This is a genomic window from Roseateles flavus (assembly GCF_039872765.1).
Lineage (GTDB): Bacteria > Pseudomonadota > Gammaproteobacteria > Burkholderiales > Burkholderiaceae_C > Roseateles_B > Roseateles_B flavus.
In genome coordinates this window covers 29,727-44,321 of sequence record NZ_JBDPZC010000009.1, presented here as the reverse complement: position 1 = coordinate 44,321, position 14,595 = coordinate 29,727, and the positions used below count along the sequence as shown (strand labels likewise).

Here is a 14,595-nt window from a genome sequence, read left to right as displayed (position 1 = left end):
TGTGTGCCTCATTACTCCGAGGCGCTTGCAAGCGCCGAGGTGGGTGGAGGCAGTCAGCCGGACGATGTGCCGAATGACTCCGAGGCGCTTGCAAGCGCCGAGGTGGGTGGAGGCAGTCAGCCCGACGATGTGCCGAATGACTCCGAGGCGCTTGCAAGCGCCGAGGTCACGCGCAGCACCCCGCTGCAACGCAAAGGAGAGCTTCGGCTCTCCTTTTTTTTCGCGCTTTCCCCGGGTTCCTGCCTTGCCGCTGCGCCTGGCACGGACGCGCGGGCTTGTCAGCTGTCAACAGGCACAGCGCCGCCCGGCGCCGGCTTCACGCCTCGCTGCCCACAATGAGCCCGCGGGCTGTCAGGGGTAACTACCTAGGCTTCTTCAGTGGACATGGTTTTATTGAATTTATTATATTTATCATCATAAATTGACGCAGGAGGTCCTCCATGTGCTCACGCCGCGGCGGCAGGCCCAAGCCCTGCCCATGCACCTTGCTCGAGGGGTGCCGCCATGCTTGAGATCGTCCTGTTCACGCTCAGCCGCGGTGCGATCTACGCCCTGGTCGCCGTGGGCTTCGTGCTGGTGTTCTCGGTGGGTGGCGTGCTCAACCTGGCCCATGGCACGCTGTTCATGCTGGGGGGCTACTTCACCTACCTGTTCTACGGGCCGCTGTTCGGCGGACGCTGGCTGCTGCTGGCCATCGCGCTGGCGGTGCTGTCGACCTGCGTCGTGGCGGCCCTGCTCCACGCGGTGCTGCTGCGCAGGCGCCTGCAGTCGCCGTCCTATGTCATGGTCATGTCGCTGGCTGTGGCCCTGTTCGTCGAGCAATGCCTGCGGGCGGGCTTTGGCGCCACCAGCACCAGCGTTCCGGGCTTGCTGGCCGGCAGCCAGACGCTGATGGGCGTGAGGCTGCTCCAGCTGGAGTTGCTGCTGTTCCCGTTGGCGCTGGTGCTGCTGCTGGTGCTGTGGGCCTTTCTGCGGCATACGGCGCAAGGGCGCTCCGTCATCGCGGTAGCCCAGAATCGGCAGGGGGCCTTGCTGGTGGGCATGGATGCCTCGCGCATCGTGGCGGGCACCCTGGTGCTGTCTGCAGCCCTGGCCGCCCTGGCCGGTGCGCTGGTGGCGCCCACCATCACCCTGGTGCCGTCGATCTGGGCCTACTGGCTGGTGAAGGCCTTCGCGATCGCCATTCTGGGCGGCCTGGGCAGTCTGCCCGGTGCCGTGGTGGCGGCCTTCGTGCTGAGCTTCGCCGAGGTCGTGACCACCTTCACGCTGTCGGACCAGTTCGCCGACCTCGTGGCCCTGCTGGTGATCGTGCTGGTGCTCATCCTCCGCCCCACGGGCCTCTTCGCCACGAGAAGCCTATGAGCCCGCTCGATGTCCTTCGCAGCGTGCCGCCCCTGGGTGCCGTGCTGGTGCTGGCTGCCGCGGCGGCAGCCCTGCTCATCGATGCGCCCTATGTGCACGAGCTCCTCATCCTGGCCGTCGTCTATGCGCAGTTCGCCGCCAGCTGGGACCTGCTCTGCGGTCCCACCGGGCTCGACAACTTCGGGCATGCCGTGTTCATCGGCGGTGCGGGCTACGGTTCCGCCCTGCTGGGCCGGCACCTGGGGCTGGACCCCCTGTTCTCGGTGCCCCTGGCCGCGGTGGCGGCCGGCACGCTGGGGGCGCTGCTGGGGTCGCTGACGCTCCGACTGCGAGGCCCCTACTTTTCACTGGCCACCATCGCCGTGGCGGCCATGGGCTACAAGCTGAGCTTCATCCTCTCGCGCTACACCGGCGGGGAGGAGGGCCTGTCCGGCCTGCGGCCCTTCACCAGCAGCGTGGGGGCGGACCTGCTCGTGTGCCTGGCCCTGCTGTCCCTCTCCTGCCTGGCCATGCAGGCCTTCATGCGATCGCGTCTCGGCCTGGTGCTGCGTGCGAGCAGCCATCATGAGGACGCCGTGATGGCCAGCGGCTACGACACCGCCGCCTACAAAATCCTGGCCTTCACGCTCAGCGGCACCCTGGCCGGCCTGGGCGGCGCCATGTACGGCCACACGCAGATGCAGGTGAACCCGGACCTGCTCTCTGGCGGCCTGTCGGTGATGATCGTGCTGCTGGCCACCGTGGGTGGGCGCGGCCGGCCGTTCGGACCAGCGCTGGCCGCGGCGCTGCTGATCCTGCTGAGCGAGGGCCTGCGCGTGTTCGAGCAGTACCGCGCCGTGATCTTCACCGGCCTTCTGATCCTGCTGGTCTACCTCCATCCCGAGGGCCTGGCCGGCAGCGCCTGGGTCCGGCGCCGCTCTGCCAGGCGGCACCTGGCCGCGCCGCGGCAAGCCGGGGAGGGCCGTCCATGAAGCTGCTCGTCGTCTCCGGTCTGAGCAAGCACTTCGGCGGGCTGTGCGCCGTCAGGGATCTCGGCTTCGAGGTCGCCGCTGGCAGCATCCACGCCATCATCGGTCCCAACGGTGCAGGCAAGACCAGCCTGTTCAACCTGCTGACCGGCTTCCTGCCAGCTGACAGCGGCTCCGTGCGCCTGGCGGGCACCGAGCTGCTGGGCCGCCGTCCGCATGCGATCGCCCGCCTTGGCCTGGCGCGGAGCTTTCAGCTGGCTCGGCCCTTCGTCGGGCTGACGGCGCTGGAGTCGCTGATGCTGCCCCTGGGCCTGCCCGGCCGCTGCGCCGGTGTGGCGCAGCAGCGGGCGCGGGCCGGTGAGTGGCTGGACACCCTGGGCCTGTCCCACAAGGCCGATGCGCCGAGCGAATCCCTCAACCAGGGTGAGCTGCGCCTGCTGGACATCGGCCGGGCCCTGGCCGCGGCCCCCCGGCTTCTGCTGCTGGACGAGCCCTTCTCGGGGCTGGGGGCGCAGGCCGTGCGCCGCGTGGCCCAGTGCCTGCGTGATCGCCGCGAGGCAGGGCACACCACGCTGATCATCGAGCACCGCCTGCGTGAGCTGATGCCCCTGATCGACCGCGCCCTGGTGCTGAACTTCGGCGCCCGCCTGGCCGAAGGGACGCCCCAGGCCATCGCCGCCAATTTGCAGGTCATCGAGGCCTATCTCGGCCGGCAGGGGACGCTGGCATGAGCGAGCCCCTGCATCAGCGTCCCGCCAACGGCCAGCATGCCGCACGCGAATCACGCGAGGGTTGGCCCGATACCGAATGCGACAGCCGGTCGCTCGGCACCGGCGCGCCGGATGGCGAGGAGACCCCGGCATGTGGCAGCCAGTCGGCACCGGGGCGCGGCGCCCTGGTGGTCGAGCGGCTCAGTGCAGGCTATGGCGGCCTGGCCGTGCTCCATGAGGTCTCCCTGTGCGTGAAGCCCGGCGAGCTGGTGGCGCTGATCGGCCCCAACGGCGCCGGCAAGACCACGCTGCTGCGCGCGCTCTCGGGCCTGCTGCCCTGCACGGGCCGCATCCAGCTGGGTCAGCAGGCCCTGCAGGGGCGCTCGCCGCGCCAGATCGTGCAGGCGGGCGTGATCCATTGCCCCGAAGGCCGGCAGCTCTTCCCCGACCTCAGCGTCGAGGACAACCTCCGCCTGGGCGCGCATCTGCGCCGCGATCGAGAAGCGGTGGAGGCCGATGTCGAACTCGTCTGCGAGCTGTTCCCGGTGCTGAAGCTGCGTCTGCGCCAGCGCGCGGCATCGCTCAGCGGAGGCGAACAGCAGATGCTGGCCATCGCACGCTCCCTGATGGGGCGCCCGGCCGTGCTGCTGCTGGACGAGCCGTCCTTCGGCATTGCGCCCCTGATCGTGGGGCAGCTTTTCGACGTGCTTCGCGAGCTCAATGTCCAGGGGCTGACCGCCCTGGTGGTGGAGCAGAACGCGCAGCTCGCGCTGGCGGCCTCGCAACGCGCCTACGTGCTCGAGGAAGGCCGCATCGCCTTGCACGGGCCCAGCGCCGAGCTGGCGCACCACGAGGGCGTGCGCGCCGCCTATCTGGGCCTTTGAGGCCCGCACCACCGACCGCCATCCCCGCCATCAAGGAGACCCCCCGTGAACACCGTGCTGGACCCGCAGACCATTGCACCGCCCTACCGCCGTCGCTACTCGCATGCCTTCGTCGTGCCGCCCCAGTCGCGCCTGCTCTTCAGCTCGGGCACCGTGGGCGTGGACCCGGCCGGCGAGGTGCCGGCGGACTTCGGCCGCCAGGTCGAGCTGGTCATGGACAACCTGAGCGAGATCCTGCGAGAGGCCCGCATGAACTGGGACGACGTCGTCAAGTTCACCGGCTACCTGAAGCCCCAGTGCGACATGGCGACCTTCGCCGAGATCCGCCACCGCTACTTCGGCGCGCTCAAGCCGGCGATGACGCTGGTGTGGGTCTCCGGCCTGGTGGATGCCCGCTGGATGCTCGAGGTGGAGATCGTGGCGGCCCGCGCCGCCGATTGAGGGAGGGCCGGCAGCGCCCGGGCACACCGCCCTGCAAGCCTGCATGCATCGAAGGAGGATGGACATGAATTGCCTGAAGACCCTGACACCCGCCGCGCGCACGCGCTCTGGCGGCACACGGCGGCACTGGATGGGCAGCTGCGCGGCCCTCGCGCTGGCTGCCGGTGGTGTGCTGCCTGCCCATGCCGAAGACACCGTGAAGATCGGCGTGATCGCGCCCTTCAACACCCCGCCCGGCGACGGGCTGGTCAATGCAGCGCGCCTGGCGGCCGAGGACATCAACGCGGCCGGCGGCATCGGCGGCCGCAAGCTCGAGCTCGTGATTGCCAATGACGAATACAAGCCCGAGGGCGCGGTGAACGCCTACAAGAAGCTGGCGCTCTCCGACAAGGTCGTGGCCGTCGTCGGGACGGCCTCCAGCGGCGCGGCGATGGCCGTCCTGGACCAGATGGTGCGTTACAAGGTGCCCTTCGTCTCGACCGGCGCGGCCACGCTGCAGCTGTCCGAGCGCGTGTCGCAGGACTACGCGCGGCACAAGTACTGGTTTCGCGTCATGCACACGACTCAGGAGATGGCTGATGCGCTGAGCGACTTCGCCGTGCGCTGCCTGCTCAAGGAGAAGGGCTACGACCGCGCCGCCATCCTGGCCGAGAACGCGGTCTGGGCCAAGGGCCTGCTGCCGACCCTGAAGCAGAACCTGGTCCAGGCCGGCGTGAAGATCGTGGCCGACGAAGCCTTCGATGTCGACACCAAGGACTTCAAGCCCCTGCTGAGCAAGATCATGCGGGCCGAGCCGCAGTACATCATCGACCTCTCCTCGCACGTCGACGGCGCGATCTACGTCAAGCAATGGGGCGAGCTGCAGGGGCCGCCGATGTTCGGCGTCAACGCCTCGGGCGCTTCCACGCGCTTCTGGAAGGACACCGAGGGCCGCGCCGTCAGCCACATGAACCTGATGACCGGCAGCCAGCGCGTGGCCATCACGCCCAAGACCATCCCCTGGTACGACCGCTACGTCGCGCGCTACAAGGTCTCGCCCGACTACACCAGCGGCTACACATACGACGCCCTGTTCCTGCTCAAGCAGGCCATCGAGAAGGGCGGCACCGAGCCCGACAAGCTCGTGGCCGCGCTGGAGGGGGCCGATATGGTCGGGGTGGTCGCGCGCTGGGCCTTCGAGAAGCACCACAACGCCCGCTTCGGCACGGGCTTCCGTGCCATCGGCGTCAACCAGTGGCGGCCGGACGGCGAGCGCAGCGTGGTCTGGCCGGCCGAGATCCGTACCGAGCCGGTGGCCCCGCCACCCTGGAAGCGCTGAAGCGAGCAAGGAGTCTCCATGTATCTGGCCAAAGCCTTTGCAGCCCAGCGCCGCGGCGAGCCGCTGACCGCCTGGCAGGTGCAACGCCGGGCCCTGCGCCCCCGCGACGTGCTGATCGAGATCGACTTCTGCGGCGTCTGCCACTCCGACCTGCACCAGGCGCGCGGCGAGTGGGGGCGCCAGCTCTTCCCCATGGTGCCGGGGCATGAGATCGTGGGCCACGTGCAGCGCGTCGGGCCAGCCGTGAGCCGCCGGCAGGTGGGGGACCGGGTGGGCGTGGGCTGCTTCGTGGACTCTTGCCGGCGCTGCGCATCCTGCCTCGAAGGGCTGGAGCCCTACTGCGAGCAAGGCATGACGGCGACCTACAACAGCCTGGAGCGCGACGGCCTCACCCGCAGCTACGGTGGCTATGCGACGGCCATTGTCGTGGACGAGGCCTACACCGTGGCCATCCCCGAGGCGCTGCCATCAGACGCGGCGGCGCCGCTGCTGTGCGCCGGCATCACCGTGTACTCGCCCCTGCGGCACTGGCGGGCGGGGCCGGGCACGCGGGTGGCGGTGCTGGGGCTCGGCGGCCTGGGTCATGTGGCGGTGAAGATCGCGCGGGCCCTGGGCGCCGAGGTCAGCGTCCTGAGCCATTCCGCACGCAAGGAGCAGGACGCGTTCCGGCTGGGCGCCCACGCCTTCCACTGCGCCACCGACTTCGCCACCCAGACCCATCTGCGTGGCGCCTTCGACCTGATCCTCCACACGGTGTCCAGCCGCGTGGACCTGGACGCCCTGGCCGGTTTGCTGCGGCGCGATGGCACGCTGGTCATGCTGGGCATCTCGCCGGAGCCCCAGGGCATCCGCGCCTTCAGCCTGATCAGCCAGCGTCGCAGCCTGGCTGGTTCCACCATGGGCGGCATTGCCCAGACGCAGGAGATGCTGGACTTCTGTGCGCAGCATGGCATCTGCTGCGACATCGAACGCATCCGCATGCAGGACATCAACGAGGCCTTCGAGCGCCTGCAAGGCGGTGATGTGCGCTACCGCTTTGTGATCGACATGGCCTCGCTGCGCGCCTGAGCAGGTTTCCCGAGCCGCAGGTCCGCGGCCGGGCGCAGCGATTGCCGAGGGAGTCTCGTGAACATGCAGCCAGCCCATCCCTCCCAGAGGGTGCTCAAGCGCGGCGACCTGGTCGTGGAGCAGATCAAGCGCTGGATCACCGAGCGCAATCTGCGGCCTGGCGCCCGCCTGCCCAAGGAGGTCGAGCTGCAGGCGCATTTCGGGGTCAGCCGCGGCACCATGCGCGAGGCGCTCAAGGCCCTGGAGGTGCAGGGCCTGATCCGCCTGTCCACCGGGCCGGGGGGCGGCGCGACCATCGAGGCGGTCTCGCTGGACCGCACCTTCCAGTTCCTGCAGAACTACCTGTTCTTCCAGGACATCGACGTCCATGACATCTATGCCGTCCGGCGTCTCCTGGAGCCCGCGCTTGCCGCTGCGGCGGTGCCTCACCTGGGCGAGGAGCATTTCCAGGCCCTGGAACGCAGCATTGCGTGCTGCGAGCCTATGGCCGGCACCGCTGAGGCGCTGCGCCAGCGCACCGAGGACCTGCACTTCCACGACATCCTCGCCGAGGCCTGCCCCAATGCCTTCCTGCGCTTCCATTGCCGGCTGATCAATGCCCTGCTGCAGACCCTGGTCGTGGGCTCGGTCCATGTGTCCGAGGCCGCCTACCAGGCCCTGGGCTGTGCGGCCGTCGTGCATCACCGCAAGATCCTGGCCGCGGCCCGCAAGCAGGACGCCGCGCGCGTCGCGCGCCTGATGCTCGCCCACATCGCGGACACCGAGCAGCACCTCGAGGCCGTGCAGGCCGAGCTGCGCAGCAAGCTGCTGCTGGACTCCGAGATGAAGCTGCGCCCCGCCATGATCCTGCCGGCGCCGCCCGCGCCGTGAGGGGCAGGACGGCCCATGCGAAGATGCCCGTGGAGAGCATCCTCACCGTTCAAGGGAGTCCACCATGCGTGCTGCGTTCGGCCTTGTCGGCCTGCTTCTGGTGCTGGGCATCGTCCTGTTCAATGCCCGGCAGTCGGCGCGGCAGTTGCAGGCCGCGTCTCCGCCCTCCGCGGGGGCCGCGGACCGTGCCTCGAGCAGCCCGGACGCCGTCGGTCCCAGGGCGCGAACCGAAGCCGTGCGCGAGCAGATCCAGGGCGCGATGGACCAGGCCGCCCAGCGTGCCTCGGAGGCCGCGGCACCGTGATGCAGTCCGTGCTCAGCCTGGTGCCGGTTCGGGGCTGCCCACGATGGCCTGGGCCAGCGCCTCAGCCGAACGAGGGGCGCATCCCTCAGCGTGATTGCTGATGCCGACATAGACCGGCAGTCCCGCCGCCGCGGTGGCCCGGGCCACGCGGGCCAGCGCCGAGCGGGTGGCTGGATCGGGGGCCAGCAGCTGGGAGTAGTCGCCATAGCGCTTCTCGGCTTCTTCGTAGCCGAAGGGGCCGTGAGCGCGGTGCAGATTCCACCGGCACACCAGGGGCGAGGGCCAGAGGCGACGCAGGATCCACAGCTGCTCCTCGATCGGCGGAAGCTTGGGATGCAGGCCCAGGCAATACCTGACCCCATGCCGCCGCAGGATCTCGACGAAGGCCGGGGTCAGCCACTGGGCGTCGCGGACTTCGACGGCGAACTGCCCATCCGGGCTGCAGTCCTGCAGCGAGGGCAGGGCGGCCAGCAGGGCGTCCAGCTTCGCCAGGCAGTCTTCCATGCGGGGCAGCCATTGAGGTGGCAGGGGGCTCAGCTGGAAGACCAGGGCTCCCAGGCGGCGCCCCAGCCCCTCCATGGCGGGCTGCACGAACTCCTGCAGGGCCAGGCGCGGGTCGAGAAAGGCGGGGTTGATCTGGCGGCCTCGCCCGTCCTCGTCACGGACCTGGGCATCACAGACCAGGGCCGGGGCCTTCACGATGAAGCGGAAATCCTCTCCGACCTGCTGCGCCAGCTGCTCGTACTGGCTGGCGCTGAGCGAGCGGTAGAAGCTGCGGTCGACACAGACGCAGCGCAGCAGGGGATGGCGGCTGTAGGCCTGCAGCCCACGCCGGGCCAGCTGCGATTCGGAGTAGGGACGGTCCCAGACCAGGCCGGCCCAGCCCGGGTAGCTCCAGGTCGACCCTCCCAGCCGGACCTGGGGCGGCAGTGCCCGGGCCAGGGCGGCCAGCGAGGGGTCCGCAGGAGCGGGCATCACGCCGCGGCGGGAGGAGGCAGCCTCGGGTGCCTGGGGCGCCCGAGATGGGATCGCTGCGGCGGCCTGGGGCTCCCGGGCCGGCACATCCGGCGGGTCCTCCGGGAAGAGACGTTCCTGCATGACGTCAGCATAAGGGCAGGGCAGTGCCCCTGTGCGTCCGGGGGGTGCTTGCTACACTGTCGCGCTCCATGACCGATTCATCGCCCGTCCCGCCGTCTCCCGCCCTCGCCGCTGCCGGCCCGGTGGTGGCGCCGGCTTCGCCTGCCGATGAATACGCCATGCGCCTGGCCCTCGATCAGGCACACAACGCGTGGCTGGTGGGCGAGGTGCCGGTGGGGGCGGTGCTGATGCGCCAGGGCCAGGTGATTGCCACAGGCTACAACCGGCCCATCACCACGCACGACCCGACCGCCCATGCCGAGATCGTGGCCCTGCGCCATGCGGCTCAGCTGCTGGGCAACTACCGGCTGCCGGAGTGCGAGCTCTTCGTCACCCTGGAACCCTGCGCGATGTGCGCGATGGCCATGATGCATGCGCGGCTCAAGCGTGTGGTCTTTGCCGCCCCCGACCCCAAGACCGGCGTGGCGGGCTCCGTGCTGAACCTGTTTGGCGAGCGGCAGCTGAACCACCACACCTGCATCCAGGGCGGCGTCCTGGCCGAACCTGCCGCGCGGCTGCTGCGCCAGTTCTTCGCCGAGCGGCGCGAGGCCGCACGCCAGCGTCGCGAACAGCGGCGGGCCGCCGCAACGCGCCCCGACGAATCGAGCATCCCGGTGGGCGACGCCAGCCCGCTGGACTATTCACCCAAGGATTTCCCAAGCCTATGAGCAGCAGCCTGACCCTTTACACCCCCGCCGGCGTCCTGCCTGTGGCCCAGCCCCTGCGGCGCGCCGCCAAGCGCCTGGCTGCCCTGGGCTTCGAGGTCAGCATCGACGAGGCGGCCCTGGCCCGCTGTCAGCGCTTTGCCGGCGACGACGACACGCGCCTGGCCGCCCTGCATCGTGTGGCAAAGGCCGCACCTTCGGTGGCCATGGCCACGCGAGGGGGCTACGGCATGTCGCGGCTGCTGGACCGCATCGACTGGAAGCTGCTGGCACGCAGCGTCGAGAAGGGCACGCGCTGGGTGGGCCTGAGCGACCTCACCAGCCTGCACCTCGGCCTGCTGAGCCATGCCAAAGCGGTGACTTGGGCCGGCCCGATGGCCTGCGAGGACTTCGGCCGGACCGAAGAGGAGGGCGGTGTCGACGACGTCACCCAGGACTGCTTCCTGGAGGCCATGCATGGCGAACTCGAGGCCATCGGCTTCCGCACGGAGGCCGGTTTCGACGGCCTCGAAGCCCGCGGCACGCTGTGGGGCGGCAATCTGAGCATCGTCAATTCGCTGCTGGGCACCCCGCACTTCCCCAAGGTCAAGGGCGGCATCCTCTTCCTGGAAGACATCAACGAGCATCCCTACCGTGTCGAGCGCAACCTGCTGCAGCTGTTGCAGGCCGGGGTGCTGGACCAGCAGAAGGCGGTGATCCTGGGTGATTTCGGAGGCTGGAAGAAGTCCCCGCTGGACCGTGGCTACACCCTGCGCTCGGCAGTGGAGGCGCTGCGCCAGCGCACGCGGACGCCCATCCTGACGGGCCTGCCCTTTGGCCATGTTCCGACCAAGGTCTGCCTGCCGGTGGGGCACCGCGTGGATCTCGTGGTGCAGGGGCGGGACGTCATCGCCGCGTGGGGTCATTGACGCCTCAGTGCAAACCCTGAAGAAGCCGCCCTCCGGGGCGGTTTTTTGCATTCTGGCCCTTCAAAAGACGCCGGTGTGGCGCACTGATGACAAAAGTAACAGCCTGTCGCACTGCAATTTCGCGCCAAGTCAAGGGCTTCGACCCCAGTTTTTAGGCCAGCCGTTGCGGCCAAGCTTCGGGGGATGCCCCGCATTCATGTTCGAGCAACGCTTCTTGACAATGCCTTCGCTAGCGCCCTGAGCGTGAGTTTTGGCATCGGGCAAAAGCCACGTGCCGTTACCCGTTTCAATTCATCGATTGAAGGAGAGATTTCCAATGACGAACAAACAGTACCGTACCGTGGGGCGCCTGAGCCTCATGGCTCTGGCAGTCGGCATGGCCATGGGCACTGTCCAAGTGCACGCCCAATCGAACGCCAGCGGCCAAGTCTATGGTGAACTGAGCCAATACCAGGGCGCCACCGTTCTGCTCGAAAACCTCGCCACCGGTGCCAAGCGTACCCTGGTGCCGGGTTCTGATGGCCGCGTCGTCGCCACCAACCTGCCCGTCGGTACTTATCGTGCCACCCTGATCCAGGGCGGCAAGACCGTGTCCGTGCTGGACAACGTCGAAGTCCGTATCGGTCAAGGTACCGCTCTGGCCTTCGGTACCCGCATGGAAACCGTGACCGTGACCGGCAGCCGCAAGGTGGTTGACACCTCGACCGCCGACGTCGGTACCAGCTTCAATGCACAGCAGCTGGCTGCCCTGCCGGTTGCCCGCAACCTGAACTCCATCATCCTGCTGGCTCCTGGCACCGCCGAGGCCGACTCGCGCTACGCCGGTGGTATCAGCATCGGTGGCGGCGCCCCGTCTGAGAACGCCTTCTACATCAACGGCTTCCCCGCAACCAACCCCCTGACCCAGCTGGGCAGCGCTGAACTGCCTTTCGGCGCCATCGCTGACGCCCAGGTGCTGGCTGGTGGCTTCGGTGCCCAGTACGGCCGTTCGATCGGCGGCGTGATGAACATCATCACCAAGTCCGGTACCAACAACTGGGAAGCTGGCGCCACCTACTCGGTGATGCCCAACACCTTCCGCAACGCCGCCGTTGACCTGTACTACGAGAACACCGGCGCCAACCCCAGCACCGACGGCAAGCTGCGCCTGCGTCGCAGCACCAACGCCCGTACCGAGTACACCTATGGTGGCTATGTCGGCGGTCCCCTGATCAAGGACAAGCTGTTCATGTTCGCCGCTGTCGAAAAGCGCGAAATCCGCTCGGAGAACGTCAACGTCACGACGCAAGCCAGCCCTGACCTGGTCGGCTACGCCCGCAACCAGTCGTCCACGCTGCGTGCCCTGGGCAAGTTCGACTTCAACATCACCGACGAACACCGCGTCGACGTGACGCTGATCCGCGACAAGCCCGAGATCACCACCGACTTCTACAGCTACAACTACGGCACCGGCGCCGTCGGCGAGAAGAAGAACTTCTCGGCTGTCTACACCAACGTGGACAACCAGACCGCCCAGGGTGCCGACATGGGCATCATCCGCTACACCGGCGAGCTGACCAACGACCTGTCGGTGGTGGCCCTGATGGGTCAGAGCAAGACCAAGCACATCAACACCTTCGTGGGTGGTGGTACCGACGTCAAGGGCGTGGTCTTCAGCCCCAACAAGACGTCCGCAACGCCCTCCGGCCTCGTGATTCCCGAAATGAATCCGATCGCCAACCAGCAGGTGCTGAGCCCGAACTCGGAAGACACCGTCAAGAGCTTCCGCCTGGATCTGGAATACCGCTGGGGCAAGCACACCATCAAGGCTGGCGTCGACAACAACAAGCTGACCTCGAAGAACGCCGGTGTGCAGCTGGCTGCCGGTTCGACCATCCGCTACGTGAAGACCTCGGCCACCAACGCCAACAACAAGAACTTCCAGCCGCTGGGTGGTTCGTCCGACAAGATCTGGCTGGCTGATCCTTCGCACGGCCCGCTGGCCGCGCAGGGCTTCTACGGCCGTGAAGAAATCTTCACCACTGTCACCGACGCCTACTCCAACCAGTCGGCTCAGTACATCGAAGACACCTACCAGTTCAGCAAGGGCCTGTCGGCCACGCTGGGTCTGCGTCGCGAGTCCTACGAGAACCTGAACGGCGACAAGGAAAAGTTCCTGGAAATGAAGAACCAGACGAATCCTCGTCTGTCCATCGTCTGGGATCCGGTTGGTGATGCTTCGACCAAGGTCTACGGTAGCGCTGGCCGTTACTCGATCCAGATCCCGACGCACATCGCCGTGCGTGGCGCCAGCCGCTCGACCTTCACCCGTACGCTGTTCACGTACACCGGCGTGGATGCCAACGGCATGCCCACCGGCCGCATGGACATCGCTCGTCCCTACTCGGCCAACAACGAGTACGGCCAGGCGAAGGACAACAAGGTCGTGTCCGCCATCAACATGAAGCCGTCCTACCAGGACGAACTGACCCTGGGCTTCGAGAAGGCACTGGCCACCGACTACCGCGGCAGCGTGAAGTACACCCACCGCGAACTGAAGAGCACGATCGACGACACCTGCGATCCGCGTCCGTTCGACAAGTGGGCTGCTGACCACAAGGTTGATACCTCCAACTGGGGTGGCTTCGGCTGCGCATCGTTCAATCCGGGCGCGACGAACACCTTCCTGGTGGACTTCAACGACCACGATCCGGCCAAGGCTCGCCAGCAGTACACCGCTGTGACCCTGACCGCTGCGGACTTCAACCTGGACAAGCCCAAGCGTACCTATGACGCTCTGGACTTCACCCTGGAGCACCCGTTCCGCAATGGCTGGTATGGCCGCGTGACCTACACGCTGTCCAAGGCCAAGGGCAACACCGAAGGTCAGACCCTGTCCGACGTGGCTCAGACCGACGTGGCTGCCACCCAGACCTGGGATGCATGGGAGCTGATGAAGCTGGCTGATGGCTATCTGCCCAGCGATCGTCGCCACATGCTGCGTGCCAACGGCTACGTCCAGCTGAGCCCGTCTTGGGAAGTCGGCGCCACGGTGTCCATCCAGTCGGGCCGTCCCCGTAACTGCCTGGGCTACTACGGCGAAGGCGACGACACCGACCCGGTCGGCTACGGCTCTTCCTACCACTACTGCGATGGCAAGCCCTCGCCCCGTGGCACCGCTGGCCGCCTGCCCTGGAACCAGCGTCTGGACCTGCGCGTGACCCACAAGCCGCGTTGGGCTGAAGGCCTGGAGCTGTCCATGGACATCTTCAACGTGACCAACCAGCAAGTCACGCAGAACATCATCGAAACCTACAACGGTGCCGATGCGTCCACGAAGAGCCCGGACTACGGTCGTACCGTCAGCACGACCACGCCGCGTCGCTTCCAGTTCACGGCGACCTACAACAAGAAGTTCTGATCGACTTCTTGACTCCCATGACGGCCCGCGAGGGCCGTGCGTGAGCCGGCCCCCTGCCTGTCAGGGGGCCTTTTTTTTGCCTGGGCGATCAGCGAAGCGCACATGCCGCCTTTCTGGCTTGGGTGCTGTAAGTTTCATGTGGCATTTGTATCTGAATGCTAAATTTTCTGGCTTTATGAATCGCCGAATCCGGTGCCCTATTCAGAGACCAGTAAAATACCAGTCATGCTGTGACGGTAAGCAGATGTGGGAATTCGCCTAGCAGTGCACAGGCGCTTGCAAGCTCCGGGTAAGCCCGAACCAGCCTAGAGAGGGCTCTCGCGTATCATTTCGCCTCTTTCGCATGTCCGCGGCGCACTTTGCGCGCGTGTGCCGGGAGTTGCGGTAACCAGCTTGAGACATGGTCCGAGCTGCTTGCTGGTACATTGCCGGTCCTGCGTTGAGTGTGGCGGCAGGTGCTTTGGAGACTGGGTGCCTGCCGTTGGAGTGGGGGTCCGAAAGGGCTTTCCTGTGTGGCGTCGCTGAGCGGCGCGTGTTGCAGAGTGTTACGAAGTCTTTTG

At 67.4% G+C, this 14,595-nt stretch carries 13 protein-coding genes; 12 read left to right on the top strand and 1 reads right to left on the bottom strand.

Translation table 11 applies throughout. The features are described from left to right. The first annotated feature begins 504 nt into the window (after positions 1 to 504). The 9 genes from ABDJ40_RS18100 to ABDJ40_RS18060 all read left to right on the top strand — a co-directional run bounded on the left by ABDJ40_RS18100 (position 505) and on the right by ABDJ40_RS18060 (position 7,925). Positions 505 to 1,362, top strand: coding sequence for a branched-chain amino acid ABC transporter permease (locus ABDJ40_RS18100; protein ID WP_347611761.1), 858 nt, complete (start codon positions 505 to 507; stop codon positions 1,360 to 1,362). Further along, positions 1,359 to 2,333, top strand: coding sequence for a branched-chain amino acid ABC transporter permease (locus tag ABDJ40_RS18095; protein ID WP_347611760.1), 975 nt, complete (start codon positions 1,359 to 1,361; stop codon positions 2,331 to 2,333). The genes ABDJ40_RS18100 and ABDJ40_RS18095 overlap by 4 nt, the downstream gene beginning before the upstream one ends. After that, positions 2,330 to 3,061 carry an ABC transporter ATP-binding protein gene (locus ABDJ40_RS18090; RefSeq protein WP_347611759.1) on the top strand — a complete coding sequence of 244 codons (732 nt, stop codon included), beginning with the start codon at positions 2,330 to 2,332 and terminating at the stop codon, positions 3,059 to 3,061. Before ABDJ40_RS18095 ends, ABDJ40_RS18090 begins: the two co-directional genes overlap by 4 nt. Beyond that, positions 3,058 to 3,924, top strand: coding sequence for an ABC transporter ATP-binding protein (locus ABDJ40_RS18085; protein WP_347611758.1), 867 nt, complete (start codon positions 3,058 to 3,060; stop codon positions 3,922 to 3,924). The genes ABDJ40_RS18090 and ABDJ40_RS18085 overlap by 4 nt, the downstream gene beginning before the upstream one ends. Positions 3,925 to 3,969: 45 nt before the next feature. Then, positions 3,970 to 4,365 carry a RidA family protein gene (locus tag ABDJ40_RS18080; protein WP_269633264.1) on the top strand — a complete coding sequence of 132 codons (396 nt, stop codon included), beginning with the start codon at positions 3,970 to 3,972 and terminating at the stop codon, positions 4,363 to 4,365. 64 nt (positions 4,366 to 4,429) lie between these two features. Continuing rightward, entirely contained in the window at positions 4,430 to 5,683 is a 1,254-nt protein-coding gene (locus tag ABDJ40_RS18075; protein WP_347611757.1) for an ABC transporter substrate-binding protein, read from the top strand. An 18-nt stretch (positions 5,684 to 5,701) separates the two neighbouring features. Then, positions 5,702 to 6,751, top strand: coding sequence for an NAD(P)-dependent alcohol dehydrogenase (locus ABDJ40_RS18070; protein ID WP_347611756.1), 1,050 nt, complete (start codon positions 5,702 to 5,704; stop codon positions 6,749 to 6,751). A 63-nt stretch (positions 6,752 to 6,814) separates the two neighbouring features. Continuing rightward, positions 6,815 to 7,621 carry a FadR/GntR family transcriptional regulator gene (locus ABDJ40_RS18065; RefSeq protein WP_347611755.1) on the top strand — a complete coding sequence of 269 codons (807 nt, stop codon included), beginning with the start codon at positions 6,815 to 6,817 and terminating at the stop codon, positions 7,619 to 7,621. Between the two features lie 64 nt (positions 7,622 to 7,685). Beyond that, positions 7,686 to 7,925 (top strand): hypothetical protein, encoded by a 240-nt coding sequence (locus ABDJ40_RS18060; protein ID WP_347611754.1) that lies wholly within the window; start codon positions 7,686 to 7,688, stop codon positions 7,923 to 7,925. Positions 7,926 to 7,937: 12 nt separating this feature from the next. On the opposite strand, the gene ABDJ40_RS18055 is transcribed toward ABDJ40_RS18060, so the two are convergent. After that, the gene (locus ABDJ40_RS18055) at positions 7,938 to 9,023 is read right to left on the bottom strand and encodes a DUF72 domain-containing protein (protein ID WP_347611753.1); all 1,086 of its coding nucleotides are present in this window, start codon (positions 9,021 to 9,023) and stop codon (positions 7,938 to 7,940) included. 68 nt (positions 9,024 to 9,091) lie between these two features. Here ABDJ40_RS18055 and tadA point away from each other — a divergent pair, with 68 nt between their 5' ends. The 3 genes from tadA to ABDJ40_RS18040 all read left to right on the top strand — a co-directional run bounded on the left by tadA (position 9,092) and on the right by ABDJ40_RS18040 (position 14,035). Beyond that, positions 9,092 to 9,730 carry a tRNA adenosine(34) deaminase TadA gene (gene tadA / locus ABDJ40_RS18050; RefSeq protein ID WP_347611752.1) on the top strand — a complete coding sequence of 213 codons (639 nt, stop codon included), beginning with the start codon at positions 9,092 to 9,094 and terminating at the stop codon, positions 9,728 to 9,730. After that, positions 9,727 to 10,635 carry an LD-carboxypeptidase gene (locus tag ABDJ40_RS18045; RefSeq protein ID WP_347611751.1) on the top strand — a complete coding sequence of 303 codons (909 nt, stop codon included), beginning with the start codon at positions 9,727 to 9,729 and terminating at the stop codon, positions 10,633 to 10,635. Before tadA ends, ABDJ40_RS18045 begins: the two co-directional genes overlap by 4 nt. A 316-nt stretch (positions 10,636 to 10,951) precedes the next feature. Beyond that, positions 10,952 to 14,035 (top strand): TonB-dependent receptor, encoded by a 3,084-nt coding sequence (locus ABDJ40_RS18040; RefSeq protein WP_347611750.1) that lies wholly within the window; start codon positions 10,952 to 10,954, stop codon positions 14,033 to 14,035. Positions 14,036 to 14,595: the final 560 nt, after the last annotated feature.

Bases quoted from the DNA above. Each gene is read 5' to 3' on its own strand.
- ABDJ40_RS18075 (WP_347611757.1), top strand. From the start codon at position 4,430: ATGAATTGCCTGAAGACCCTGACACCCGCCGCGCGCACGCGCTCTGGC.
- ABDJ40_RS18095 (WP_347611760.1), top strand. From the start codon at position 1,359: ATGAGCCCGCTCGATGTCCTTCGCAGCGTGCCGCCCCTGGGTGCCGTG.
- ABDJ40_RS18090 (WP_347611759.1), top strand. From the start codon at position 2,330: ATGAAGCTGCTCGTCGTCTCCGGTCTGAGCAAGCACTTCGGCGGGCTG.
- ABDJ40_RS18040 (WP_347611750.1), top strand. From the start codon at position 10,952: ATGACGAACAAACAGTACCGTACCGTGGGGCGCCTGAGCCTCATGGCT.
- ABDJ40_RS18100 (WP_347611761.1), top strand. From the start codon at position 505: ATGCTTGAGATCGTCCTGTTCACGCTCAGCCGCGGTGCGATCTACGCC.
- ABDJ40_RS18045 (WP_347611751.1), top strand. From the start codon at position 9,727: ATGAGCAGCAGCCTGACCCTTTACACCCCCGCCGGCGTCCTGCCTGTG.
- tadA (WP_347611752.1), top strand. From the start codon at position 9,092: ATGACCGATTCATCGCCCGTCCCGCCGTCTCCCGCCCTCGCCGCTGCC.
- ABDJ40_RS18085 (WP_347611758.1), top strand. From the start codon at position 3,058: ATGAGCGAGCCCCTGCATCAGCGTCCCGCCAACGGCCAGCATGCCGCA.
- ABDJ40_RS18070 (WP_347611756.1), top strand. From the start codon at position 5,702: ATGTATCTGGCCAAAGCCTTTGCAGCCCAGCGCCGCGGCGAGCCGCTG.
- ABDJ40_RS18060 (WP_347611754.1), top strand. From the start codon at position 7,686: ATGCGTGCTGCGTTCGGCCTTGTCGGCCTGCTTCTGGTGCTGGGCATC.
- ABDJ40_RS18065 (WP_347611755.1), top strand. From the start codon at position 6,815: ATGCAGCCAGCCCATCCCTCCCAGAGGGTGCTCAAGCGCGGCGACCTG.
- ABDJ40_RS18055 (WP_347611753.1), bottom strand. From the start codon at position 9,023: ATGCAGGAACGTCTCTTCCCGGAGGACCCGCCGGATGTGCCGGCCCGG.